Genomic DNA, 25,058 nt, shown 5'->3' on the forward strand with positions numbered 1-25,058 from the left:
CTCAGGATGCATCATCCAGCGCTGCCAGTCGTTCCGCCTCGGCGATATCCTCGACCGTATTGGCGTTGAAGAACGGATCTAGCGGCTCGGTCGGCCACGTCACCGTTGCGAGTGGATAGCGCGCGGTCCAGCGGTCGATCTTGCGGAGGTCCTCGACGACCAGCGCGTGCCTGAGCTCGTCGCGCAAGGCGACGCGCCACAGGCCGATCACGGGATGCGACTGCTCGCCTGATGCCGCGACCGCGAGCTGGGCGTTCTCTTGGCTCCGCGCTTCATGCAGGCGCGCGACCAGATCGCGCGGCAGGAACGGGCAGTCGCCGGCGGCGCTGAGCACCCATTCGATGCCCGGCCGGTTCGCCGCAGTCCAGTCGAGCGCGGCGAGGATGCCGGCGAGCGGACCGGGAAAGCCGGGCACGTCGTCGGCGACGACTTGCAGGCCGAACGCGGCGAAACGCGCGGGATCGCCGTTCGCGTTGAGGATCAGTCCGCTGCACTGGGGCGAAAGGCGCGCGATCACGCGCGCCAGGATGGTGCGGCCGCCGATGGTGCGCATCGGCTTGTCGCCACCACCCATGCGCCGCGCCAGGCCGCCGGCGAGCAGCACGCCTTGCGTCGGCAGAATGTCAGTCGTCACCAGCTTCACCCTTGCGCTTGTGCTTCGCCGACTCTTCCTCGACGTAAGCGAGGTCCTGGTCGTAGACGATGCGTTCCTCGCCCGCGAGGACGATGAAGCGCTTGCCGCGGGTGCGTCCGACCAGCGTCAGCCCGACCTGTCTTGCGAGATCGACGCCCCAGGCGGTGAAGCCGGAGCGCGACACCAGGATCGGAATGCCCATGCGGACCGTCTTGATCACCATCTCCGAGGTGAGCCGCCCCGTGGTGTAGAGGATCTTGTCGCTAGCGTCGACGCCGTGGCGGTACATCCAGCCCGCGATCTTGTCGACGGCGTTATGGCGGCCGACGTCTTCAGTGTAGCAGAGCGGGGTGCCTTCCTTGCACAGCACACAGCCGTGGATCGCCCCGGCCTCCAGATAGAGCGAGGGCATGGTGTTGATGGTCTGCGTCATCTGGTACAGCCAGGAGGTGCGCAGCTCGGCCTTCGGCAGTGCGACGCTTTCGACCGCCTCGAGCAGATCGCCGAAGGCGGTGCCCTGCGCACAGCCCGAGGTCTGCGTGCGCTTCTTTAGCTTGGCCTCGAAATTGGTGTGGTGCGTGGTGCGCACCACGACCACCTGGAGGTCGTCGTCGTATTCGACCTCCGTGACCACGTCATTATATTTCAGCATGTTCTGGTTCAGCAGGTAGCCGAGCGCCAGATATTCGGGGTAATCGCCGATCGTCATCATGGTGACGATCTCCTGGGAATTCAGGTAGAGCGTCAGCGGCCGCTCCATCGGCACCTTGATCTCGACCCTGGCGCCGGTCTGGTCGGTCCCGGTCACGCTCTGGGTCAGGCGCGGGTCGGCCGTGTCAGGGACGATCAGGGGCACGGGGGCTTTGTCGATCTTCATCATGGTGGCGAGGTTAGCATGACATTCGGGTCAAGCCGATATAAGCATGCTGACGGAAAACGAAATGCCTCCGTTCGTCATTGCGAGGAGCGAAGCGACGAAGCAATCCAGAGTGCCACCGTGGAAGCAGTCTGGATTGCCTTGCTGCGCTCGCAATGACGGGGAGGGATAGCGGTTCCACCAAAACCAAGTCGCTCGCGGAGACGGAGCTGGAATGAAAGTCATCGGCCTTGCAGGCTGGAGCGGTGCGGGCAAGACCACGCTGTTGACGCGGCTGATCCCGCATTTCAACGCGCAAGGGCTGCGCGTCTCGGTCATCAAGCATGCGCATCACCAGTTCGACGTCGATGTGCCCGGCAAGGATTCCTGGCGCCATCGCGAAGCCGGCGCGGCCGAGGTGCTGGTTGCGTCGTCAAACCGCTGGGCCCTGATGCACGAATTGCGCGGGGCGGCGGAGCCGCGGCTGCCAGAGCTCCTAAGCAAGCTTTCCGCGGTCGATCTCGTCGTGGTCGAGGGCTTCAAGCGTGAGCCGCATCGCAAGATCGAGGTGCATCGCGCGGCGAACGGCAAGCCGTTGCTGTTTCCCGACGATCCGGGGATTGCCGGGATCGCGGCCGACACCGCCATTGACACCAAGCTGCCGACTGTCCATCTCGACGATATCGCGGCAGCCGCATCATTGATGCTGCGCGCGGCGATGCCGGTCGAGGAAGCGGTCGCTAGAAGCGCTGCGATGCGCTGACGAGGCACCATGGCGCAACTGTCGGACGATTGCTTTGCCTTCGGCGGCCCGATGATGTCGGTCGACGAGGCCGTCGGCCTGATCACGACGCGCGTCAACGCGATCGCCGATCTGGAGACGGTGGCGCTGGTCGACGCGGACGGGCGCGTGCTGGCGCGCGATGTTGCAGCGCCCCTGCCGCTGCCGCCCTTCACCAACTCGGCCGTCGACGGCTATGCCGTGCGCAACGGCGACATTCCTGAAAGCGCGGAGCGGGCGTTCCCGCTCGATGGCCGCATCCAGGCTGGCGGCCTCGCACAGGCGCCGATCAAGCCCGGCCACACCGCGCGCATTTTCACGGGCGCGCCGATGCCGCCGGATGCAGAAACCGTCTTCATGCAGGAGGACGTTCGCATCGACGATGACGGCAAGATCGTGCTGCCGCCGGGGCTGAAGCCCGGCGCCAATGTCCGCCCCGCGGGCGAGGACATCCCGAAGGGGCACATTGCGCTGCGCGCCGGCCAGCGCTTGCGGCCGCAGCATGTCGCGCTCGCCGCCGCGTTCGGTCTTGTCAGTCTCGACGTCATCAGGCGCATTCGCGTTGCGGTGTTCTCGACCGGTGACGAGTTGGCCTCGCCCGGCGAGCCGCGCGCGGCCTCGCAATTGTTCGATTCCAACCGCTTCATGCTGATGGCGATGCTGCGCCGGCTCGGCTGCGAGGTCAGTGATCTCGGCATCTTGCGCGACGAGCGGACTTCGCTCGCGAATGGCTTGAAGCAGGTGGCCGGTGATCATGACCTGATCCTCACCACCGGCGGCGTCTCGACCGGCGAGGAGGACCACGTCAAGGCGGCGGTCGAGAGCATCGGCTCGCTGGTGTTGTGGCGGATGGCGATCAAGCCTGGCCGTCCCGTGGCAATGGGTATCATCGACGGCACGCCGCTGATCGGATTGCCCGGCAATCCCGTCGCGAGCTTCGTCACCTTCGTCCATGTGGTGCGACCGACGGTGCTGGCGCTCGCCGGTGGCCTGCCGGAGCCGCTTCTGCCGATCCCCCTGCGGGCGGCTTTCACCTACAAGAAGAAGGTGGGCCGGCGCGAATATGTTCGCGTCTCCTTGCGGCGGGCGCAGGACGGCACGCTGGAGGCGGTGAAGTTCCCGCGCGAAGGGGCCGGGCTGTTGTCCTCGCTGGTCGAGACCGACGGTCTCGTCGAGCTCGGTGAGAGCGTCACGGGCGTCGAGCCAGGACAAAACGTAGGCTTTTTGTCCTACGCCGATCTGCTCTAGCGGCCTTGCGTTGACGCCATCGATCGGTCCCGCCATGTTGCGCCCATGACCAGAATGACGCTCGATCTCACCGGACTGAAATGTCCGCTGCCCGCCCTGAAGACGCGCAAGGCGTTGAAGCCGTTACAGCCGGGCGATCAGCTCGAGGTCCACTGCACCGATCCCTTGTCGGTGATTGACATTCCGAACCTGATCCGCGAGACCGGCGACAAGGTCGAGATCACCGAGCGCAACGAGGCGCGCATCGTGTTCCTGGTCGAAAAGAGCGACGCCCCGTAGAAAGGCGAATATTCACGGCGGCGACGTTTGACTATGTTGCCTGTGCGGGACACGGCCGGAACTTCGCTGCAATGCGAAGGCGCCGATTGGTGCCGTGGATGAGCTCAAACCCAAGACTCTCAAACCCAAGACCCGCAAACCCAAGACCCGCAAACCCAAGACCCGCAAACCCAAGACCCGCAAACCCAAGACCCTCAATCCCAAGACTCCCTCAAATCCAAGACTCTCAAAGACGTCGGGCATGACTTTCTCAACATCGAGGGCAGGCGCTGCCGCAGGTCCCGCGGCGGGCCGCGAGCCTGCCGTCAAGCCCGGCAAGACGGCCGCAGGGCCGGAGTTCGGCGCGCTCGCGCAGGCCTCCATCCTGATCGTCGACGACGAGCCGGGCATGCGCAATTTCCTGGTGCGCACGCTTGGACCGCGCTGCAAGCTGGTGGACGAGGCGGCCGATACCGACCAGGCCTCGCGCAAGCTCGATTCCAACCGCTACGACGTCGTCATTCTCGACAACATCATGCCAGGCAAGAACGGCGTCGATTGGCTCGCCGAGCAGCGCGCCGTCGGCTTTTTCGCCGACGCCATCCTGATCACCGCTTATGCCGACCTCGACACCGCGATCCAGGCCCTGCGCGCCGGTGCGGCCGATTTCGTGCTCAAGCCGTTCCGCTCCAACCAGATCCTCAACGCGGTGGCGCGATGCCTCGACCGTGTCCGCCTCCAGCGCGAGAACTATGTCCTGCGCTACGCCCTGCGTGCCTCGTCCGACCGCACCTTTCTGCGCGACAATCTGATCGGACAATCGGCCGCGACGTTGCGCGTGCGTGAGACCATCGCGCGCGTCGCACGCCTGCCGACCTCGGTTCTCCTCACCGGCGCATCCGGCACCGGCAAGGAAGTGGCAGCACGCTCGATCCACTCGTTGTCCGACCGCGCCGACAAGCCCTTCGTGCCCGTGAATTGCGCGGCGATCCCGCCCGAGATGATCGAGGCGGAGCTGTTCGGGCACATCAAAGGCGCCTTCACCGGCGCCGATTCGGGGCGTGAGGGCTTGTTCCTGTATGCGCATGGCGGCACGCTGTTCCTCGACGAGATCGGGGAGCTGCCGCTGCCGATGCAGAGCAAGCTGCTTCGCGTGCTCGAAGACCGCCGCGTCCGTCCGGTTGGCTCCGAGCGTGAAGTTCCGGTCGACCTGCGCTTCATCTTCGCAACCAATGCCGAGCTTCAGAAAGAGGTCGAGAAGGGCCGCTTCCGAGCCGATCTGTTCTACCGGCTCAACGTGATGCAGATCCACCTCCCGCTCCTGAAGGATCGCGGCGATGACGTGCAGGAGCTTGCCGCCATCTTCATGAGCAAGCTGTCGACTCAGCTCGGCATGCCGCCGGTGCCGATCGACGCCTCGGTGCGGGCGGCGCTCGCAAGCTATGACTGGCCGGGCAATGTGCGCGAGCTGCGCAATTTGATCGAGCGTACGCTGATCCTCGGCGCCTTCCCCGACGATTTCGCCGGTCCCCGCAACGACGGTCAGTCGGCGCCTGCCGACAGTCTCGCCGAGCTTGAGCGACGTCACATCCTCGGCGTGCTGAAGGAGGTCAATGGCAATCGCGAGGAGGCGGCTCGGCGCCTCGGTATCTCGCGCAAGACCATCGACCGCAAATGCGCGTTATGGGATGTCTGATGGTGCCCGCCGCAGCGGTGATCTCGTGCGGGGACGCTCCGTTCGCTTCCGGCTGCTCGCGATCGCTCTGCTGCCGATGCTGGTCATCCTGCCGCTCCTGCTCGGCGTTGCAATCTATCGCTGGAACGCGAAATTCGACGCGGCCCTGATCTCCAAGGTGAATGGCGATCTCACCATCGCCCATCAATATCTCGCCCGCATCCTGGAAAAGACCGGCGTCCAGATCCGGGCGCTCGGCCTGTCGGCCCGCTTCCAGGAGGTGCTGGCGCCGGATGCGCGCGGCTCGCTGCAGGACCTGCTCGACGAGACCCGCAAGGAGATCGGTCTCGATTTCCTGTACCTGACCAACGATCGCGGCGACATTCTGGCCTCATCGCCCCCGCTGCAGCATCAACCGAGAGGCGACTGGCCGATCATCATGTCGGCGCTGTCGGGTCAGGTCCCTGCGACCGGCGTCGATATTTTCGGCAATGACGAGCTGGCCGCAATTTCGCCGGCCCTGGCCGAGCGCGCGCGATTGGACCTCGTGCCGACCCCGAATGCGGTGCCGACCGACCGCAGCACGGAGACGCGCGGCATGGTCGTGCACGCGGCGAGCCGGGCGATGCTGCCTGACGGGGGTGCCGCTGCGCTGGTCGGCGGCACGCTGCTCAACCAGAACCTCGAATTCATCGACACGATCAACGATCTCGTCTACCGCGCGGCGAGCCTGCCGGAGGGCAGCCAGGGCACCGCGACGCTGTTCCTGGACGACGTGCGGATATCGACCAACGTCCGTCTGTTCGAGGGACGGCGCGCGCTCGGCACGCGCGTGTCGGCGGCGGTGCGCTCGGCCGTGCTGGGCGAGGGGCACACCTGGCTCGACAGCGCTTTCGTGGTCAATGACTGGTACATCTCCGCTTACGAGCCGCTGGTCGACAGTTATGGCAAGCGGGTCGGCATGCTCTATGTCGGCTTTCTGGAGAAGCCGTTCAGCGAAGCCAAATACCAGACGTTGGTGATCATCATCGCAGCGTTCATCGCGATCACCGCCGCGACCGTACCGATCTTCCTGCGCTGGGCGACCTCCATCTTCATGCCGCTGGAGCGCGTCACGGCGACGATCGGCGAGGTGGAGCGCGGGAACCTCTCCGCCCGCACCAAGATGCCGGTGTTGGGTGACGAGATCGGCCGCGTCGCGGTTCATCTCGACAGCCTGCTCGACCAGATCCAGGAACGCGACCGACAGCTCCGGGAGTGGAATGAGGAACTGAACGTCCGCGTGCTGGAGCGCACCCGGGACCTCGAGCACGCCAATCTCAAGCTCGAGGCAACCACCAAGCAACTCATCATGTCCGAGAAGCTGGCTGCGATCGGCGAGATCACCGCCGGCGTTGCGCACGAAATCAACAATCCGATCGCCGTGATGCAGGGCAATCTCGACGTCATCCGCAGCGTGTTCGGGGCCGATGCCGACAAGGCGAAGGTCGAGTTTCGCCTGCTCGACGAGCAGATTCACCGCATCAGCCAGATCGTGACCAAGCTGTTGCAGTTTGCAAGGCCGGAGGAATATGCCGGCTATGTCGAGCGCCATGCGCCGACAAGCGTCATCTCCGATTGCTTGCCGCTGGTGCAGCATCTTCTGAACAAGACCGAGATCGCCGTGGTCAGGCACGACCGCGCCAGCCGGCTCGTGCTGATGAACCGGAACGAGCTGCAGCAGGTCCTGGTCAATCTCATCGTCAACGCGATCCACGCCATGCCGGACGGCGGAACCCTGACGCTCCGCTCCTTCGATGCCGAGCGCGACGGCCATCAAGGCGTCGCCATCGAGGTCACTGATACCGGCATCGGCATGAGCGCAGACGTGATCGAAAAGATTTTCGACCCCTTCTACACCACGAAACGGCGGCAAGGCACCGGACTGGGCCTCTCCATCAGCCAGACGCTGATCAAGCGCCAGGGCGGACAGATCACGGCCGAAAGCCACCTCGGTTCCGGGAGCACCTTCACGATGTGGCTGCCCGAAGCGACCTGATTGGACATTTTGTCCTTGGATTCAGGACATTCTGTCCGGCGCGGCACGTTGCGCTGCGGGAAGTCGTTGAATCGTCACGATGCGACTTCTGGCACGCGCGTTGCTCTTCTCAAGACAGGGTGTTGAGGGGGACGAGGGCGCGATAGCCGTCACGGCAACGCTGCTTGCGAGGCGAAGGGACATCGCCCGCGATCAGTTGCTTGCTCGGCGCACAAGACGGATGCGCACCAGACGATTCCACTTCGGCATGAATGAAGTCCGACCTGTCATGCGCGGCTGACAAGCACGCACACGACCGGTCTCAAACCGATGTGCCGGCAAGGCCGCGCTTGGGAGGGAATGCTTATGACGACTGCCGATACCGTTCTTGCACCGGTTGGTGCTTCCGGCTTCCTCGATCGTGAACGCACGATCGCGACCGCCGGCTTCAATCGCTGGCTGGTGCCACCGGCGGCGCTGTGCATCCACCTCTGCATCGGCATGGCCTACGGCTTCTCGGTGTTCTGGCTGCCGCTGTCGCGCGCGATCGGCGTGACCGCGCCGAAGACCTGCGGCGACATTTCACTGTTGCAGGAACTGTTCACGACTAGCTGCGACTGGAAGGTCGCCAGCATGGGATGGATGTACACGCTGTTCTTCGTGCTGCTCGGCATTGCCGCGGCGGTGTGGGGTGGCTGGCTGGAGCGAGTGGGTCCGCGCAAGGCCGGCTTCGTCTCGGCGCTGTGCTGGTGCGGCGGACTCTTCCTCGGTGCGATCGGCGTCTACACCCATCAGCTGTGGCTGTTGTGGCTGGGATCGGGCGTGATCGGCGGCGTCGGCCTCGGCCTTGGCTACATCTCGCCGGTGTCGACGCTGGTGAAGTGGTTCCCGGACCGCCGCGGCATGGCGACCGGCATGGCCATCATGGGCTTCGGCGGCGGCGCCATGATCGGCGCGCCGCTGGCGAACCTGCTGATGAACTATTTCAAGACCCCGAGTTCGGTCGGCGTCTGGGAGACCTTCGTCGCGATGGGCGTCATCTACTTCGTGTTCATGATGATCGGCGCATTCCGCTATCGCCTGCCGCCGCCCGGCTGGCAGCCCGAGGGCTGGACCCCGCCGGTCAAGGCCAACGCGATGATCTCGAAGAACAACGTCCATCTCAACGACGCGCACAAGACCCCGCAGTTCTGGCTGATCTGGTGGGTGCTCTGCCTCAATGTGTCGGCGGGTATCGGCGTGATCGGCATGGCCTCGCCGATGCTCCAGGAGATATTCGGCGGCAAGCTGATCGGCCTGCCCGACGTCGGTTTCAACGCGCTCGATGCCGGGCAGAAGGCGCAGATCGCGGCGATCGCCGCCGGCTTCGCCGGATTGCTGTCGCTGTTCAACATCGGCGGCCGTTTCTTCTGGGCGTCGCTGTCTGACAAGATCGGGCGCAAGAACACCTATTACACCTTCTTCATCCTCGGCATCGTGCTCTACGCACTGGCGCCGACCTTCGCGGCGATGGGCTCGAAGCTGCTGTTCGTGCTCGGCTTCGGCATCATCCTGTCGATGTATGGCGGTGGCTTCGCCACCGTGCCGGCCTATCTCGCCGACATGTTCGGTACCCAGTTCGTCGGCGCCATCCATGGCCGGCTGCTGACGGCGTGGTCGACGGCCGGCATCATCGGCCCGGTTGTCGTGAACTACATCCGCGAGTTCCAGCTCGCGGCCGGCGTGCCGCGCGACCAGCTCTACAACACGACCATGTACATCCTGTGCGCGATGCTGATCGCGGGCCTGATCTGCAACTATCTGATCAAGCCGGTCGATTCGAAGTGGCACATGAAGGAGGCCGACGTCGCCAAGTTGCAGGCGGCGAGCGCCAGCGCCGCTGCCGCGGGGCCGCACGGCTCCTATGGCATCGGATTTGGCGGGCTCGACGCCAAGGCGGCGCTATTCTGGGCCTTCGTCGGCGTTCCCTTGGCTTGGGGTGTCTGGAAGACGCTGGAGAGCGCGGTCAAGATATTCTGATCGCCCATTCATCGCGTGCGGGAGCGCGCCATGCGCGCGCTCCCGCCGCTCATTTCGAGAGTTCAAAATCACCCCTGGGGGAATTCGATGGTTCGTAAACTCGTTTGTGTCGCCGCCATGCTGCTCGTTGCCGGCGCCCTGCAATCCGCATCCGCGCAGACCGCCGCTACACCGGCCGCAACGCCGCCCGCCGCGACCGAGGCCAAGCCCGGCAAGATCAAGCTGACCGCGCAGAAGCTCAAGGACATGAAGGCCAAGTGGATCGCCAACAAGCCGAAGCTTAAGGAGTGCCGCAAGGACGTGAAGGCCAAGGGCCTCGCGGGCGACGATCGCTGGTTCTATATCGAGGAGTGCATGGGCAAAAGCTGACCCGTCAGCATCCGAGTCTTGGCGGAGCACCCACTGCCTCGAATGGAGCTTGATACGACTTCGCTATCGCAGCATGGGAAGCCTTTATTGATCTCCAGATCGATTCAGGCTTCGTTCTATCGATTGGCGCGTCGGACGAGCGCAAGGCCGTGTCCGGCAGCGATCCAAAGCTTCCCTAGGGCTGCGCTTAACTGCTTCCGCGAGCGTGATAATTTGCTTGGCATCTGGCATGCCAGGGGCTAAGACTGGACCCGTTCTAAAAGACGAGATCGAGACGAATCGATGAGCCACGACGACGTGCACAAGGTCCGCCCGTTCGAGCATCCCGGTGAGGGACGCAAGCGAGCCAAGGCCACGCCCAAGGGGCGGCAGGTCGATCCCACCGCCGCGCACGAGATCGAGCAGCTGCTCGGCGACAGGCCGCGGCGGCGTGATCTCCTGATCGAATATCTGCACCTGATCCAGGACAGATATCATCAGATCTCGGCCGCGCATCTGGCCGCGCTCGCCGACGAGATGAAGCTCGCCTTCGCCGAGGTGTTCGAGACTGCGACCTTCTACGCGCATTTCGACGTGGTGAAGGAAGGCGAGTCGGATATCGCCCCGCTCACGATCCGCGTCTGCGATTCTATCACCTGCGCGATGCTCGGGGCTGAGAAGCTGCTCGAGGATTTGCAGAGCTCATCGGGTCCCGGCATCCGCGTCGTCCGCGCGCCCTGCGTCGGCCGCTGCGACACCGCGCCAGCCGCGGAAGTCGGCCACAACTTCGTCGACCATGCGACCGTCGCCAATGTGATGGCGGCCGCGAAGGCCGGCGACACCCACGCCCATTTGCCCAAATATGTCGACTACGACGCTTATGTCGCGGGTGGCGGCTACAAGCTGCTCAATCGCGTGCGCTCCGGCGAGTTGTCGAAGGACGATCTGCTGAAGGGGCTCGACGATGCTTCGCTGCGTGGCCTTGGCGGCGCCGGCTTCCCGACGGGACGTAAATGGCGCGCCGTGCTCGGCGAACCTGGTCCGCGGCTGATGGCGATCAACGGCGACGAGGGCGAGCCCGGCACGTTCAAGGATCGCGTCTATCTCGAAAGCGATCCGCATCGTTTCATCGAGGGCATGCTGATCGGCGCGCATGTGGTGCAGGCCTCCGATGTCTACATCTACCTGCGCGACGAATATCCGGCCTCGCGCGAGATCCTGGAGCGCGAGATCGCAAAGCTTCCGCCGGGCGGCCCGACGCTGCACATGCGCCGCGGCGCCGGTGCCTATATCTGCGGAGAAGAGTCCTCGCTGCTGGAAAGCATCGAGGGAAAGCGCGGCCTGCCCCGGCACAAGCCGCCTTATCCGTTCCAGGTCGGCCTGTTCGGCCTGCCGACGCTGATCAACAATATCGAGACGCTGTGGTGGGTGCGCGACATCGTCGAGAAGGGTGCTGATTGGTGGAAGGGCAATGGCCGCCACGAGCGTCATGGCCTGCGCAGCTTCTCGGTCTCGGGCCGCGTCAAGAATCCCGGCATGAAGCTCGCGCCCGCGGGCATTACCGTGCGCGAGCTGATCGACGAATATTGCGGCGGCATGGCCGATGGCCATCAATTCTACGCGTACCTGCCGGGCGGCGCATCCGGCGGCATCCTGCCGGCGTCGATGGACGACATCCCGCTCGATTTCGGCACGCTGGAAAAATACGGCTGCTTCATCGGCTCTGCCGCGATCGTGATCCTGTCGCAAAAGGACAGCGTGCGCGCGGCGGCGTTGAACCTGATGAAATTCTTCGAGGACGAGAGCTGCGGCCAGTGCACGCCGTGCCGCGTCGGAACCCAGAAGGCGGCGCTGCTGATGCAGAAGCCGGTGTGGAACCGCGCTCTTCTGGAAGAATTGAGCCAGGCGATGCGCGATGCCTCGATTTGCGGGCTTGGACAGGCGGCATCGAATCCGCTGGCCACCGTGATCAAATATTTCCCTGACGAGTTCAAGGAAGCGGCCGAATGACCAAGATTACGTTTGAGCTCGACGGCAAGCAGGTCGAAGCCAATCCCGGCGAGACGATTTGGCAAGTCGCAAAACGCCAGGGCCGCGAGATCCCGCATCTGTGCTATTCGCCGGCGCCCGACTATCGGCCTGACGGCAATTGCCGTGCCTGCATGGTCGAGATCGAAGGCGAGCGCGTGCTCGCTGCATCCTGCAAGCGCACGCCGTCGGTCGGCATGAAGGTGAAGTCGGAGTCCGCGCGCGCAGTGTCGGCGCAGAAGATGGTGATGGAGCTGCTCGTCGCCGACCAGCCGGCGCGCGAGACCTCGCACGATCCGGATTCGAAGTTCTGGCACTGGGCCGAGACGACGGGGGTCACAGAGAGCCGCTTCCCCGCCGCCGAGCGCTGGGCAACCGACGCCAGCCATCCGGCGATGCGCGTCAACCTCGACGCCTGCATCCAGTGCGGCTTGTGCGTGCGCGCCTGCCGCGAGGTCCAGGTCAACGACGTCATCGGCATGGCCTACCGCAACCATGGCTCGAAGATCGTGTTCGACTTCGACGATCCCATGGGCGAGTCCACCTGCGTCGCTTGCGGCGAATGCGTGCAGGCTTGCCCGACCGGCGCGTTGATGCCGGCCGTGATGCTCGACGAGAAGCAGACCCGTGTCACCTACCCCGACAAGAAGGTGGATTCGCTCTGCCCGTTCTGCGGCGTCGGCTGTCAGGTGACCTACGAGGTCAAGGACGAGAAGGTGATCTATGCGGAGGGCCGCGACGGCCCCGCCAATCACAACCGTCTCTGCGTCAAGGGCCGCTTCGGCTTCGACTACATCCATCACCCGCATCGCCTGACCAAGCCGCTGGTGCGGCTGCCGAACGCGAAGAAGGATTCCAACGACCAGGTCGATCCCGCCAATCCCTTCACGCATTTCCGTGAAGCGAGCTGGGAGGAAGCGCTCGACATCGCCGCCAAGGGCCTCGTCAAGATCCGCGACGAGAAGGGCGTGAAGGCGCTGGCGGGCTTCGGCTCGGCCAAGGGCTCGAACGAAGAGGCCTATCTATTCCAGAAGCTGGTGCGCACCGGCTTCGGCTCCAACAACGTCGACCATTGCACCCGTCTGTGCCACGCCTCGTCGGTGGCGGCGCTGTTCGAAGGCCTGAGCTCGGGCGCGGTGTCGGCGCCATTCTCGGCCGCGATGGATGCCGAGGTCATCATCGTGATCGGCGCCAACCCGACCGTGAACCATCCGGTCGCCGCGACCTTCATCAAGAATGCGGTCAAGCAGAACGGCGCCAAGCTGTTCGTGATGGATCCGCGCCGGCAGACGCTGTCGCGCCATGCGACCAAGCATCTGCAGTTCAAGCCCGGCTCCGACGTCGCCATGCTGAACGCGATGATCAATACGATCATCACCGAAGGCCTGACCGACGACCAGTACATCGCCGGCTACACCGAAGGCTTCGAGGACCTCAAGGAGAAGATCAAGGAGTTCACGCCCGAGAAGATGGAGGCGATCTGCGGCGTCCCGGCGCAAACTCTGCGCGAGGTTGCCCGGACATATGCCCGCGCAAAATCGTCAATCATCTTCTGGGGCATGGGCATCAGCCAGCATGTCCACGGCACCGACAATGCGCGCTGCCTGATCGCGCTGGCGCTGATCACCGGCCAGGTCGGCCGTCCCGGCACCGGCCTGCATCCGCTGCGCGGCCAGAACAACGTGCAGGGCGCCTCCGACGCCGGCCTCATCCCGATGTTCCTGCCGGACTATCAGCCGGTGGGGCGCGACGATCTGCGCGGCAGCTTCGAAAAGCTGTGGCAGCAGGACCTCGATCCCGTCCGCGGCCTGACCGTGGTCGAGATCATGAATGCGATCCACGCCGGCGAGATCACGGGCATGTATATCGAGGGTGAGAACCCCGCGATGTCCGATCCGGATCTGCAGCATGCGCGCCAGGCACTCGCCATGCTCGATCATCTCGTGGTGCAGGATCTCTTCGTCACCGAGACCGCGTTCCATGCCGACGTCATCCTGCCGGCTTCGGCGTTCGCGGAGAAGGACGGCTCCTTCACCAACACCGATCGCCGCGTGCAGCTCGCGCGTCAGGTGATCAAGCCGCCCGGCGATGCACGGCAGGATCTCTGGATCATCCAGGAGATCGGCAAGCGCATGGGCCTGCCCTGGAATTACGCCGGCCCCGGCGATGTCTTCACCGAGATGGCAGAGCTGATGCCGTCGCTGAAGAACATCACCTGGGAGCGGCTGGTGCGCGAAGGCGCGGTGACCTATCCGGTCGACGATCCCGACAAGCCCGGCAACGAGATCATCTTCACCACGGGCTTTCCGACCGCGAGCGGCCGCGGCAAGATCGTGCCGGCCAAGGTCATCCCGCCGGACGAGATCCCCGACGCCGAGTATCCGATGGTGCTGTCGACCGGCCGCGTGCTGGAGCACTGGCACACCGGTTCGATGACCCGCCGTGCGCAGGTGCTCGACCAGATCGAGCCCGAGGCCGTCGCGTTCATGTCGCCGAAGGACATGCGCAAGAAGAAGCTGGTGCCGGGCGATTTCATTCGCCTGGAGACCCGCCGCGGCGCGGTCGAGGTCAAGGTCCGCTCCGACCGCGACGTGCCGGAGAACATGGTGTTCATGCCGTTCTGCTACGCGGAGGCGGCTGCGAACCTTTTGACCAATCCGGCGCTCGATCCGTTCGGCAAGATCCCGGAGTTCAAGTTCTGCGCGGCCAGGGCCGAACGCGCGGAGATGCGGGACGCGGCGGAGTAGGGTTCGGTATTCGTTTGGCGGTGCGGCTTCGCCAACCCACCGCTGTCGTCCCGGCGAACGCCGGGACCCATACCGCGGGATCTCTCGATTGCGAGCGGTCGCAGTCCCGACCACGAGTCTTCGCCAAACTCCTCCCTGGGGTTATGGGTCCCGGCGTTCGCCGGGACGACGGCCAGTGGTGTTGCTTCGCTCCTCGCAATGACGGTGCTAAACGTGGCCCATGTCCAAAGCCACCCCAGCCACCCGTGCGCTTGAAGCCGCCGGTGTTGCCTTCACCGTTCACACCTACGAGTACGATCCTGATGCCGAGAGCATCGGGCTCCAGGCGGCGGCCGCGCTGGGCGAAGACCCGGCGCGCGTCCTCAAGACGCTGATGGCGCTGGTCGATGGCAAGCCGGTCTGCGTGATCGTGCCGTCCGACCAGGAAGTCTCGATGAAGAAGCTAGCAGCGGCCGCGAGCGGCAAGTCGGCGCAGATGATGAAGCCGCCCGAGGCCGAGCGCGTCACCGGCTACAAGGTCGGCGGCATCAGCCCGTTCGGTCAGCGCAAGCAGGTCGGCACTGTGATCGAGCAGAGCGCGCTCGGGCATGATCAGGTCTATCTCAATGGCGGCCAGCGCGGCTTGCAGGTGCGGCTGAGGCCGGCCGATGTGCGGGACGCGTTGAAGGCGATCATTGCCGACGTCGTGGCCTGAGCGTCAAGCGCCTACTGCTTCTGCAACAGCTTGAGCCGGCAGCGCAGCGCCTCGCGGATGTGTGCGCGCGCAAGCTGCTCGGTCTTGTCGCCGTCGCGGGCGGCGATGGCGTCGATGATCGCCTGATGCTCGCCGTGACTGGTCGAGGGACGGCCTGTCACCGTGAAGGTGGTCGGACCCAGCAGCGCGATCCAGTCCTGTAATTCGCGCGAGGCATTGTCGAGATAGCGGTTGCGCGCGGCGCGGCAGATGGCTTCGTGGAACGCGCGGTTGAGCCTTGCCAATTCTCCTGCCATCTCGGCGGCGTCGGTCGCGGAGGACTCGGCAAAAGCCTGCTCGATATCCCGGAGCGCATCGACCTCAGGCGCCGAAGCGTGTTCGGCGGCAAGGCGCGCCGCGGCGCCTTCCATGATCTCGCGCATGGCGTAAAGCTCAAGTACCTCGGAGATGTCGAGATTGCGCACGATCAGCCCGCGGCCGCCGGCGGGCTCGACGAAACCGCGCGCGGCGAGCCGGCCGAGCGCTTCGCGCACCGGGGTGCGGCTGACCTTGAGCCGCTGCGCGACCTCTTCCTCGCGCAGGCGGTCGCCGGCGCGGTAGTTGCCGGCCTGGAGTGCCTCGCAGAGCGAGCGGAACACGGCCTCGCCCAGGGCAACGCCGCCGCGCGCGATCGATCCACCTGTCTTTACCGGGCGCCTCGCCATGTTCCCTCGAAGCAAGGCGCATCCTGCCCATGCAGAGGTGACGCTTGCACGGCTCTTGTATATCTTTGTATACAAAGGTACGCAATGGCGGCTCGGTCGATCGGGCCGCCGGCGGATAGAATGTCTCCAACTTCGTCGCATCGGACGGACGGCATGAGCAGCAAATACGACGTGCTGGTGATCGGCGGCGGCAACGCGGCGCTGTGCGCGGCGATCGCGGCGCGGCGCGGCGGTGCCTCGGTGCTGGTGCTCGAAGGCGCGCCAAAATTCTATCGCGGCGGCAATACCCGCCACACCCGCAATATGCGTTGCGCCCATGACGCCGCAACCGAAATCCTGACCGGCCCCTACACCGAAGAGGAATTCTGGGAAGACCTGCTGCGCGTCACCGGCGGGCAGACCGACGAGATGCTCGCGCGCCACATGATCCGCGAGTCCAAGGATATCCTGAACTGGATCGTGGAGCAGGGCGTGCGCTGGCAGCCCTCGCTTGGCGGCACGCTGAGCCTCGGCCGCACCAATTCCTTCTTCCTCGGCGGCGGCCGCGCAATGCTGAATGCACTCTATCTCACTGCAGAGCGGCTCGGCGTCGAGGTCAAATACGACGCCGAGGTCACCGACCTCGTGATCGAAGACGGCATGTTCCTCGCCGCGCGCTTGAAACGGCCGATCGGGGACGAGACCGAGATCCGCGCGACCTCGCTGGTCGCCGCGGCCGGCGGGTTCGAGGCCAACATCGAATGGCTGAAGCAATATTGGGGTGAGGCTGCCGACAATTTCCTGATCCGCGGCACGCCCTATAATCGCGGCTCGATCCTGAAGATGCTGCTCGACAAGGGTGTGCAGGAGGTCGGTGATCCCACCCAGTGCCATGCGGTCGCGATCGATGCCCGCGCGCCGAAATTCGACGGCGGGATCATCACGCGGCACGACTCCGTGGTGTTCGGCATTGTCGTCAACAAGCATGCCCAGCGCTTCTATGACGAGGGCGAGGATATCTGGCCGAAGCGCTACGCGATCTGGGGCCGGCTGGTCGCGGCGCAGCCCGACCAGATCGCCTACATCATCTTCGACTCCACCGTGGTCCCGAGCTTCATGCCGACGCTGTTTCCGCCGATCGCCGGACAGACCGTGGCCGAGCTCGCCGGCAAGCTCGATCTCGATCCTGCTGCGCTGGAGAAGACCATTACCGAATTCAACGCCGCGGCGCTATCCGGCACCTTCGATCACACCATTCTGGACGACTGCCGCACCGAGGGCATCACGCCGCAGAAGACGCACTGGGCGCGCAAGATCGAGACGCCGCCTTATCTCGCCTATCCGGTGCGGCCCGGCATCACTTTCACCTATCTCGGCACGCGCGTAACCAAGGAGGCGCGGATGCTGATGGCTGACGGTAAGCCGTCGGGCAATATGTTCGCGGCCGGTGAGATCATGGCTGGCAACGTGCTCGGCAAAGGCTATGCCGCCGGCATGGGCATGACCATCGGCAGCGTGTTCGGGCGGATCGCGGGTCGGGAAGCGGCACGCCATGCGAAGAACTAAAGAAAAGAATCTGGGAGGAACCATGTCGCGCATTGCCATTGCTTCGATCACGGCGCTGTTGACCGTCAGCCACGCCTACGCCGCCGAGCCGATCACCCTGCGCGATATGGGTTCGTTCCACGTCGGCGGACGTCTCGTCGAAATTTCCGGCAAGCCGGTGAAGGAGGTCGTGTTCACGCCCGGCGGCGTGCCGGCCAAGGTCGATCCCAACGGCACGTATCAGGTCGAGCAGATGTACGTGCAGTATTTCCTGCCCGCGAACGAGAAGGGCGCCTATCCGCTGCTGATGTGGCATGGCGGCGGACTGACCGGCGTCACCTACGAGACTACGCCCGATGGGCGCGAAGGCTGGCTGAACTATTTTCTGCGCAAGGGGTGGGCGGTCTACAATTCCGACGCGGTAGAGCGCGGGCGCGCTGGCTGGGCGCAATACCCTGACATATTCAAGAGCGAGCCGGTCTTCCTCACCACCGCCAATGCGTTCGAACGTTTCCGCATCGGCGAAGGGCCCAACTCCTACGATGCCGATCCCGCCAAGCGAAAGCTGTTGCCGGGCAACCAGTTTCCCGTCGAGGGCTACGAGAACTTCGTCAAGCAGAACGTGCCGCGCTGGACCACGACGGATGATGCGATCGTCGCTGCCTATATCGCCGAGATCGATCGCGTCGGCCCCTCGGTGATCCTGTTCCACAGCCAGGCCGGCAGCTTCGGCTTCAAGGTGGCGCAAGCCCGGCCCGGCAAGGTCAAGGCGCTGATCGCGATCGAGCCGGCCGGCATCGGCGATCCCGCCAAGGCGGATGTGCTGAAGAACATCCCGACCCTCATCATCTATGGCGACTATATCGAGCGCGATTCACGCTGGCCCAAGATCCGCGCCAACGGCATCGCCTTTGCCGACGCCATCAAGGCTGCCGGCGGCAGCGTCGACGTCGTCGACCTCCCACAGGCCGGCATCAAGGGCAATTCGCATATGGTGATGATGGACAAGAACAACCTCGAGGTCGCGGGCCTTATTCAGAAATGGCTCGAGACTAAGGGCCTGACGAAGTAAAGCCATGCACGGAACCAAAATTCTGGACGAGGCCGACCGTCTGATGACGGTCTGCAATTCCTGCCGCTACTGCGAGGGGCTGTGCGCGGTATTTCCCGCGATGGAAATGCGCCGCGCCTTCTCCGACGGCGACCTCAACTATCTCGCCAATCTCTGCCATTCCTGCGGCGCCTGCTACGTCGATTGCCAGTTCTCGCCGCCGCACGAGTTCAACGTCAACGTTCCCCAGACGCTCGCAATTGCACGCGCGGAATCCTATGCCGCTTATGCCTGGCCGAGGGTGCTGTCCGGCGCCTTCGCCCGCAACGGCCTCGTCATCAGCATCGTCGCCGCGCTCAGCATGGCCGCCTTCATCCTCGCCTTCGCTGCCCTGAACGACCGCAGCGTGCTGTTCGGCGTGCACACCGGCCCCGGCGCGTTCTACAAACTGATGCCGCACAACGCGATGGCGGCGCTGTTCAGCGTCGCGTTCCTCTATGCGATCCTCGCGTTCGTGATGAGCGTGCGCGCTTTCTGGCGCGACATCGGCGCGCCCGTCGGCGGCCGCGCCGACGGCGGTTCGATCTTTCAGGCGATCCGCGATGCCGGCGAGCTGCGCTATCTCCATGGCGGCGGTGTCGGCTGCTACAACGAGGACGACAAGCCGACCGACCGGCGCAAGCTGTATCACCACCTGACCTTCTACGGCTTCCTGCTGTGCTTCGCCGCCACTTCGGTTGCCACGCTGTATCACTATCTGCTCGGCCGCGAGGCGCCGTATCCGTGGTGGGACCTGCCGGTGGTGCTGGGCACGCTCGGCGGAATCGGTTTGATCATCGGCCCGGTCGGTCTGTTCATGGCCAGGATGCGACGCGATCCGGCGCTGCTCGACGAGTACCGCTACGGCATGGATGTCGGCTTCATCGCCATGCTGTTCCTGACCGGCCTCACCGGTATGGCGCTTCTGGTCCTGCGTGAGACCGCCGCGATGGGGCCGCTGCTGGCGCTGCATCTCGGCGCGGTGTTCGCGCTGTTCGTCACCATGCCCTATGGCAAGTTCGTGCACGGCATCTATCGCTTCGCCGCGCTGGTGCGCTATGCGCAGGAGCGGCGGACTGCAGCGTGACCCGTTACCTCGGTTGAAAGCGGCCCTCGCGCAGGAAGGCGATGGTCTGTTCGATTGCGGCAGCGTGACGCGGAAGCCCGGTATGCGACGTCTTCACGACGATATGGTCGGCCATACCGGCCAGCATCGCGCTCTGCACCGACACCCGCCCGTCATTCGGCTTCGGTAGAACGACGAGACACTTGCGGACGACATTCACCCGGCGATCGCCCGTTTCGCCGAACGCGACGCGCCGTTGCAGCGGCTTCCTGCGATCACGCCGACCGGATAGTCGATGGCGGGGAGGGCATTCGGCGCGGTCGCAGGCGTGGTGGTGAGCTCGAGCCCGGCTGGCCCGTAGAATTTGCGATAGGGCAAAAATCCCCGCAGGAGATCAGCGACCTCGCTGCCGCTGTTCGGCGTGCCCAGCATCACGACGCGGCCAAGCCGGGCCGGCCGGTGTTTCGCGATATAAGCGCGCGCGACGAGCCCGCCCATCGAATGCGCGACGAAATGCCGCGATCGGCTTGCTGCAGCTGGGATAGTCGATGTTGAGCGTTGCGAAGCCGGCCGCGCGGAGCGCCCGTTCCAGCTTCGTCAGGGATGCCGAGGTTCGCGCGAGCCGTGAAGCAGAACCACTCCCGGGCATCGCGCGTCGCCTGATTGAGGCGCCTCGTGCATCTGTCCTACGCGACCTCCCGCTCCGGCGCGGACGCCTGCTCGCGTGCCATCGTCGTTGCGGTGACGTAGTCGGTCTTGCCGGTGCCGAGCAGCGGCACCTTGTCGACCACGATGATCGCCGCGGGAACGGTCAGCTCGGACGCGCCGATCGACTTGGCCTGGCCCTGCATCGCGCTGCGCTCGGCGTTCTTCTCCGTCGTCAGCAGCACGATGCGCTCGCCCTTGCGCGGATCGGGGATCGAGACGGCGACCGATGCAGCCTGCGGCCACAACGTCGCGGCGATGCTCTCGACCGCGGACAGCGACACCATTTCGCCGGCAATTTTGGCAAAGCGCTTGGCGCGCCCCTTGATGGTGATGAAGCCGGCCGCGTCGATCGCGACGATGTCGCCGGTGTCGTGCCAGCCGTCGGGAAGCGTTTCGAGCACGCCGGGATTTTCGGCCCGCAAATATCCGAGCATCACGTTCGGTCCACGCACCGAGAGCCGTCCACCCTCCTCGATGCCGGGGACCGGATCGAGGCGGCTTTCCATCAGCGGTGAGAGGCGGCCGACGGTGCCGGGGCGGTTGGCCATCGGCGTGTTCATCGCCAGCACGGGCGCGGTCTCGGTGACGCCGTAGCCTTCGAGGATGCGGATGCCGTAGCGCTCCATGAACACCTGCCGCGTCCGGTCCTTGACCGCTTCTGCGCCGGCGATCACGAGGCGCAGGGTGCGGAAGTCGTAGGCGTGCGCCGAGCGCGCGTAGCCGGTGAGGAACGTATCGGTGCCGAACAGGATCGTCGCGCCGGTCTGGTAGATCAGCTCGGGCACGATCCGGTAGTGCAGCGGCGAGGGGTACATGTAGATCGGAATGCCTGCGAGCATCGGCATCATCATCCCGCCGGTCAGCCCGAACGAGTGGAATACCGGCAGCACGTTGAACACCTTGTCATTGGCGTTGGCATCGACCCGCGCCAGCGCCTGCGCCGCGTTGGCGAGGATGTTGCGGTGGGACAGCACCACGCCCTTGGGCGTGCCTTCCGAACCTGACGTGAACAGCACGACGGCGGGATCGCTGGCCTGGCGGGCGACGCGCGGAGCGGTGCCTGCGAGCAAGCCCTTGATCTTGTCGGCCGTCCCGATCGAGGCGCGGACGTCCTCGAGATAGACGACCCGGGCTTCCGCGGAGATCGCAGCCATCAGCTTGTCGAGCTTGCCTTTCTCGATGAAGGCCTTCGATGTCAGCACGGTCTTGACCTGCGCGGCCTTCATGGCCGCGAGGACGTTGACCGGGCCGGCCGAGAAGTTGAGCATCGCCGGGACCCGGCCGATGTTCTGCAGTGCCATGAAGACCACGGCGACGCCCGCGGAATTCGGCAACAGCACACCGACATTCTCGCCCACGGCGGTGCCGGTCTCGAGCTTCCGGCTCAAGACCTGCGCGCCAAGGATCAGCTTGCGATAGGTCAGCTTGGTACCGAGCGCGTCCTCGATGATGACCTTGCCGGTGTCGCGATCGCGATAGGCGTGTCCGAGCGCCTCGAACAGCGAGTGATCGAGCATGGCGTTCTTGACCATCGCATCGATCATCACGTCCTGAAGTGCGGCGCCGGCGGCATTGCGGCGCGCCTTGCCCTTCAGCGCCGGGTCGACCGGAAGCTTGACGGGCGGCAGGATGGTGACCGTCACCCGCGGAAACCACGAGCGCTTGATCTGGCTGGAGTTGAGGTAGCTGAGATGCGAGCGCTGCGCACCTTCGATGCGAACGGGCACGACCACCGCGTCGGCCTTGTCCGCGATCATCGCGGTGCCGTCATAGACCTTCATCAACGAGCCGGAGACGGTGATGCGTCCTTCCGGAAAGATCACCACCGGTTCGCCGGCGGCAACCAGCTTGATCAGGTCGCGCGCAGCCAGCGGCTTGCTCGGATCCATGGTGTAGTGCTTGACGACGCGCAGGAACGGCTTGGCCCACCAGGCCTTGGCGATGCCGGTGTCGACCGCGAAGCTCGCGTCGATCGGCAGCACGGCGTGCAGCATTGGGCCGTCGATCAGGCTGACATGGTTCGGCGCGATCAGCATGCGCGTGCCGGCAGGCGGCAGGTTCTCGAGGCCGCGAACCTCGGTGCGGAACAGTGCGCGGAACAGCAGTCCGCCGAAATCGCGCACGCCTTCCTTGCCCCATTTCGTCAGCACGAACCAGACCGCGCCGAAGCTGGCGGCGCCGAGCCCGAAGAAGATCCAGCCGATGTGAAGGCCGGCCGCCTGCAGCAGCGCGACGAACAGCGAGCCGACCACCATGAAGGCGGCCTGCAGCACGTTGCCCGCGGCGATGATGCGGGCGCGCTCGGACGGTGCCGACCAGGCCTGGACGGCGGCGAAGGACGGAACGACGAACAGGCCGCCGCCGAATGCGAAGGCGACGAAGTCGACGAGCATACGCAGGCCTGCGAACGAGGTCGCGAAACCGGCTGCGGTGATGTCCTGGCCCTTGGCCGTCACGCCGATGGCCCAGGCGAGATCGAGGCCGGCAAACCCCATGATGATGGCGCCGATCGGCACCAGCGCGAGGTTCGGGCGAACGTGGCTGAGGCTGGCAGCGAACAGCGAGCCGATGGCGATGCCGATTGCGAAGATCGCAAGGCACAGCGTCACTACACCCTCGGTGCCGCCGACGACATCCTTGACCAGCGCCGGCAGCAGCGACAGCACGATCGCGCCGACCAGCCAGAACCAGGAGACGATCACGGTGCCGTCCCACAGCCGGTGGTCGGCATGCAGGGTCCTGAGAAGGCCCACCGTCGAGGTCCAGGGATTGGCGTCGACTGGCAGATCGGGCGCAGAAGGCGTCGTCTGCGGAATGCGGGAGGCGAAGGCCCATGACAACAGGGCCAGCACGACCACGGCCGATGCGACCCAGCCCATATGCGCGGATCCCGCCACGAACTGGCCGCCGGCGACGGTGCCGAGCAGGATCGCCATGAAGGTCGCGCCTTCGACCAGCGCGTTGCCGGTCGCGAGCTCACCGAGCTCGAGCTGATCCGGAAGCATGGCGTATTTCACGGGTCCGAACAGCGCGGCGATGACGCCGAACAGGGCGAGCGCTGCGAACAAGAGCGGCACCGAGTGCAGGAAGAAGCCGGCGGCGGCAAAGGCCGCGGCGAAGATCTCGGCGAATTTGAGCCGCCTTGCGACGACGGATTTGACGTATTTGTCGGCGAGCTGGCCGCCGAGCCCGGACAGGATGAAATAGGGGAAGATGAAGACGGCGCCTGCCACCGTCACCAGCGCATCGCCGTGGCCGGTTGCGGCACTGTAAAGCAGGATGATGACGAGCGCGTTCTTGAGCACGTTGTCATTGAGCGCCGAGAAGAATTGCGCCCAGAACAGTGGGGCAAAGCGGCGTGACGACATCAATTCCCTGATCATGACTAGTCCTGTTTTGGAAAGGCAGAATGAGGTTCGTTACGTTGTCTTTGAAGCGTCACGACCGGAAGGGGAGGGGACGAACGATTGCGGGCGCTGATGGCCGGCCTGCCTTGTCCCCTCGATCCCTCTGATCCTGTTGGTCTCCAAGCGGTGTCGTTAGGTTCGCAAAATATCTGGGCGCGCCTTATCGGGTATGCGCCGAGCGATGAGGAAAAGCTGAACCGCGTCACTGAAGTCTGGCGAGATCGGCCGCGAACATCGGGACATGGTGAGTCCTTCCTTGCAACCAGTTCTTGCATTCGAGCCGACCCGCGTGTGCAGGTCGCGTGCGCCTCAGGTGAGATGGGCGAGGTGACGAAAGGGCGAGAGGCGGCGGAGCAAGCTGAATCGGCGGCCCTCTTGACGGGCGCGCGCGCGGCTCGATTGCCACATCCGAAAGGTCGCGCGGCGTTCGGCAAGCACGCCGGCGATGTCGCAGGCATTTGCGATGCGATCGATCGGCGTCATGGCGAACCGCAGCAGGGCGCGGCCAAGGCCTGTTACCAGGGCGGTGGCGTCGTCGACGAAGGTGGCGGCGATATCAACAGCGAGGGTTTGCATTTTGGTCGTCTCCGGGTTAATTTGAACAATGTTCACATGAGTAGCTTGAAAATGAACAATGTTCAAGAAGAATCACTGCGGGATCAGAAAAAAAATCGGCGGCGCCTCCAGATCCTGGAGATCGCGCGCGGCATTATCGCGACTAAAGGATTGAGATCGTTGAAGGTTCGGGACGTTGCCGAGGCCGCCGGCTGCTCCGTTGGCAGCGTCTATAACGAGTTCGGCGACTTCGACGGGGTAATCCTGACCGTCAATCGGGAGACCGTTCAGGCCCTCACGGCCCGGCTTCGCGGGGTTCCGGCCGAAGATCCCGTTCGCCAGCTCTATGGGCTTGCCGAGACTTATCTCGAATTCTTCACGGAGCACGCCAATCTGCTGCGCTCACTGTTCGAGCATCGGATGGAGGACGACCGTCCTTATCCCGACGACATCCTGCAGATGGTGATGGACGCTTTTGCGCTGATGCATCCGCCCCTGGTGCGGCTGCTACCGGATGCGGATGACGTGAAGATCGCGCTGTTGTCGCGCACCTTGTTTTCTGCCGTGCATGGCATCATCTCGCTCGGTCTCGAGGAGCGCATGGTGGCCGTGCCGCCGCAGATGCTGCGTCAGCAGGTCGAACAATTCATCGATGCGCATCTGGTGGGTCTCGGGATCGTGCCTCCGCGGTGACGGCGG

At 64.8% G+C, this 25,058-nt stretch carries 18 protein-coding genes and 1 pseudogene; 14 read left to right on the plus strand and 5 right to left on the minus strand.

The features are described from left to right. Position 1: 1 nt before the first annotated feature. Together mobA and fdhD are read right to left on the minus strand one after the other, a co-directional pair. A complete protein-coding gene (gene mobA, locus CV770_RS19010) occupies positions 2–634 on the minus strand; it encodes a molybdenum cofactor guanylyltransferase MobA (RefSeq protein WP_502693603.1) in 633 nt (210 codons plus the stop codon). Continuing rightward, positions 624–1,514, minus strand: coding sequence for a formate dehydrogenase accessory sulfurtransferase FdhD (fdhD, locus tag CV770_RS19015; RefSeq protein WP_104463392.1), 891 nt, complete (start codon positions 1,512–1,514; stop codon positions 624–626). Before fdhD ends, mobA begins: the two co-directional genes overlap by 11 nt. 211 nt (positions 1,515–1,725) lie before the next feature. On the opposite strand from fdhD, the gene mobB reads away from it, so the two are divergent. From mobB to ybaK, 10 genes are all read left to right on the plus strand, one after another. Continuing rightward, a complete protein-coding gene (gene mobB / locus CV770_RS19020) occupies positions 1,726–2,253 on the plus strand; it encodes a molybdopterin-guanine dinucleotide biosynthesis protein B (RefSeq protein ID WP_104463393.1) in 528 nt (175 codons plus the stop codon). A gap of 9 nt (positions 2,254–2,262) precedes the next feature. Then, a complete protein-coding gene (locus tag CV770_RS19025; protein WP_104463394.1) occupies positions 2,263–3,519 on the plus strand; it encodes a molybdopterin molybdotransferase MoeA in 1,257 nt (418 codons plus the stop codon). A gap of 45 nt (positions 3,520–3,564) precedes the next feature. Next, positions 3,565–3,798: a sulfurtransferase TusA family protein gene (locus tag CV770_RS19030; RefSeq protein ID WP_091956259.1), complete on the plus strand. Its 234-nt coding sequence runs from the start codon at positions 3,565–3,567 to the stop codon at positions 3,796–3,798. A gap of 241 nt (positions 3,799–4,039) precedes the next feature. Then, positions 4,040–5,473 carry a sigma-54-dependent transcriptional regulator gene (locus CV770_RS19040; protein ID WP_104463423.1) on the plus strand — a complete coding sequence of 478 codons (1,434 nt, stop codon included), beginning with the start codon at positions 4,040–4,042 and terminating at the stop codon, positions 5,471–5,473. Continuing rightward, positions 5,466–7,490 carry a sensor histidine kinase gene (locus CV770_RS19045; RefSeq protein ID WP_104463395.1) on the plus strand — a complete coding sequence of 675 codons (2,025 nt, stop codon included), beginning with the start codon at positions 5,466–5,468 and terminating at the stop codon, positions 7,488–7,490. Before CV770_RS19040 ends, CV770_RS19045 begins: the two co-directional genes overlap by 8 nt. 345 nt (positions 7,491–7,835) lie before the next feature. Continuing rightward, positions 7,836–9,488 carry an OFA family MFS transporter gene (locus CV770_RS19050; protein WP_091956256.1) on the plus strand — a complete coding sequence of 551 codons (1,653 nt, stop codon included), beginning with the start codon at positions 7,836–7,838 and terminating at the stop codon, positions 9,486–9,488. An 87-nt stretch (positions 9,489–9,575) separates the two neighbouring features. Beyond that, positions 9,576–9,857: a hypothetical protein gene (locus CV770_RS19055; RefSeq protein ID WP_091956255.1), complete on the plus strand. Its 282-nt coding sequence runs from the start codon at positions 9,576–9,578 to the stop codon at positions 9,855–9,857. Positions 9,858–10,139: 282 nt separating this feature from the next. Then, on the plus strand, positions 10,140–11,846 hold the full coding sequence (locus CV770_RS19060; RefSeq protein WP_091956254.1) for an NADH-ubiquinone oxidoreductase-F iron-sulfur binding region domain-containing protein: 1,707 nt from the start codon (positions 10,140–10,142) through the stop codon (positions 11,844–11,846). Continuing rightward, positions 11,843–14,611 carry a formate dehydrogenase subunit alpha gene (fdhF, locus tag CV770_RS19065; protein ID WP_104463396.1) on the plus strand — a complete coding sequence of 923 codons (2,769 nt, stop codon included), beginning with the start codon at positions 11,843–11,845 and terminating at the stop codon, positions 14,609–14,611. Before CV770_RS19060 ends, fdhF begins: the two co-directional genes overlap by 4 nt. 220 nt (positions 14,612–14,831) lie before the next feature. Further along, the gene (gene ybaK / locus CV770_RS19070) at positions 14,832–15,305 is read left to right on the plus strand and encodes a Cys-tRNA(Pro) deacylase (RefSeq protein WP_104463397.1); all 474 of its coding nucleotides are present in this window, start codon (positions 14,832–14,834) and stop codon (positions 15,303–15,305) included. Between the two features lie 11 nt (positions 15,306–15,316). On the opposite strand, the gene CV770_RS19075 is transcribed toward ybaK, so the two are convergent. Beyond that, on the minus strand, positions 15,317–16,009 hold the full coding sequence (locus CV770_RS19075) for a GntR family transcriptional regulator (protein WP_104463398.1): 693 nt from the start codon (positions 16,007–16,009) through the stop codon (positions 15,317–15,319). Between the two features lie 153 nt (positions 16,010–16,162). Here CV770_RS19075 and tcuA point away from each other — a divergent pair, with 153 nt between their 5' ends. From tcuA to tcuB, 3 genes are read left to right on the plus strand one after another with little or no spacing between them, the layout of a single operon-like run. Then, a complete protein-coding gene (tcuA, locus tag CV770_RS19080) occupies positions 16,163–17,554 on the plus strand; it encodes an FAD-dependent tricarballylate dehydrogenase TcuA (RefSeq protein ID WP_104463399.1) in 1,392 nt (463 codons plus the stop codon). A 22-nt stretch (positions 17,555–17,576) separates the two neighbouring features. Beyond that, on the plus strand, positions 17,577–18,605 hold the full coding sequence (locus CV770_RS19085; RefSeq protein WP_091956249.1) for an alpha/beta hydrolase: 1,029 nt from the start codon (positions 17,577–17,579) through the stop codon (positions 18,603–18,605). A gap of 4 nt (positions 18,606–18,609) precedes the next feature. Continuing rightward, positions 18,610–19,710 carry a tricarballylate utilization 4Fe-4S protein TcuB gene (gene tcuB, locus CV770_RS19090; RefSeq protein ID WP_104463400.1) on the plus strand — a complete coding sequence of 367 codons (1,101 nt, stop codon included), beginning with the start codon at positions 18,610–18,612 and terminating at the stop codon, positions 19,708–19,710. A gap of 4 nt (positions 19,711–19,714) precedes the next feature. On the opposite strand, the pseudogene CV770_RS19095 reads toward tcuB, so the two are convergent. Both CV770_RS19095 and CV770_RS19100 read right to left on the minus strand, forming a co-directional pair. Continuing rightward, positions 19,715–20,370 (minus strand): annotated as a pseudogene (locus CV770_RS19095) (alpha/beta hydrolase). 5 nt (positions 20,371–20,375) lie between these two features. After that, a complete protein-coding gene (locus tag CV770_RS19100) occupies positions 20,376–23,780 on the minus strand; it encodes an acyl-[ACP]--phospholipid O-acyltransferase (RefSeq protein WP_104463401.1) in 3,405 nt (1,134 codons plus the stop codon). 651 nt (positions 23,781–24,431) lie between these two features. On the opposite strand from CV770_RS19100, the gene CV770_RS19105 reads away from it, so the two are divergent. Continuing rightward, positions 24,432–25,052 (plus strand): TetR/AcrR family transcriptional regulator, encoded by a 621-nt coding sequence (locus CV770_RS19105; RefSeq protein ID WP_201759924.1) that lies wholly within the window; start codon positions 24,432–24,434, stop codon positions 25,050–25,052. The last annotated feature ends 6 nt before the right edge of the window (positions 25,053–25,058 follow it).

The sequence above is a fragment of the Bradyrhizobium sp. AC87j1 genome, assembly GCF_002936975.1.
Lineage (GTDB): Bacteria > Pseudomonadota > Alphaproteobacteria > Rhizobiales > Xanthobacteraceae > Bradyrhizobium > Bradyrhizobium shewense.

Bases quoted from the DNA above. Each gene is read 5' to 3' on its own strand.
- CV770_RS19030 (WP_091956259.1), top strand. From the start codon at position 3,565: ATGACCAGAATGACGCTCGATCTCACCGGACTGAAATGTCCGCTGCCC.
- tcuB (WP_104463400.1), top strand. From the start codon at position 18,610: ATGCACGGAACCAAAATTCTGGACGAGGCCGACCGTCTGATGACGGTC.
- CV770_RS19060 (WP_091956254.1), top strand. From the start codon at position 10,140: ATGAGCCACGACGACGTGCACAAGGTCCGCCCGTTCGAGCATCCCGGT.
- tcuA (WP_104463399.1), top strand. From the start codon at position 16,163: ATGAGCAGCAAATACGACGTGCTGGTGATCGGCGGCGGCAACGCGGCG.
- CV770_RS19100 (WP_104463401.1), bottom strand. From the start codon at position 23,780: ATGATCAGGGAATTGATGTCGTCACGCCGCTTTGCCCCACTGTTCTGG.
- CV770_RS19075 (WP_104463398.1), bottom strand. From the start codon at position 16,009: ATGGCGAGGCGCCCGGTAAAGACAGGTGGATCGATCGCGCGCGGCGGC.
- CV770_RS19055 (WP_091956255.1), top strand. From the start codon at position 9,576: ATGGTTCGTAAACTCGTTTGTGTCGCCGCCATGCTGCTCGTTGCCGGC.
- CV770_RS19040 (WP_104463423.1), top strand. From the start codon at position 4,040: ATGACTTTCTCAACATCGAGGGCAGGCGCTGCCGCAGGTCCCGCGGCG.
- mobB (WP_104463393.1), top strand. From the start codon at position 1,726: ATGAAAGTCATCGGCCTTGCAGGCTGGAGCGGTGCGGGCAAGACCACG.
- CV770_RS19050 (WP_091956256.1), top strand. From the start codon at position 7,836: ATGACGACTGCCGATACCGTTCTTGCACCGGTTGGTGCTTCCGGCTTC.
- fdhF (WP_104463396.1), top strand. From the start codon at position 11,843: ATGACCAAGATTACGTTTGAGCTCGACGGCAAGCAGGTCGAAGCCAAT.
- CV770_RS19085 (WP_091956249.1), top strand. From the start codon at position 17,577: ATGTCGCGCATTGCCATTGCTTCGATCACGGCGCTGTTGACCGTCAGC.
- CV770_RS19105 (WP_201759924.1), top strand. From the start codon at position 24,432: ATGAACAATGTTCAAGAAGAATCACTGCGGGATCAGAAAAAAAATCGG.
- CV770_RS19045 (WP_104463395.1), top strand. From the start codon at position 5,466: ATGTCTGATGGTGCCCGCCGCAGCGGTGATCTCGTGCGGGGACGCTCC.
- CV770_RS19025 (WP_104463394.1), top strand. From the start codon at position 2,263: ATGGCGCAACTGTCGGACGATTGCTTTGCCTTCGGCGGCCCGATGATG.
- ybaK (WP_104463397.1), top strand. From the start codon at position 14,832: ATGTCCAAAGCCACCCCAGCCACCCGTGCGCTTGAAGCCGCCGGTGTT.
- fdhD (WP_104463392.1), bottom strand. From the start codon at position 1,514: ATGATGAAGATCGACAAAGCCCCCGTGCCCCTGATCGTCCCTGACACG.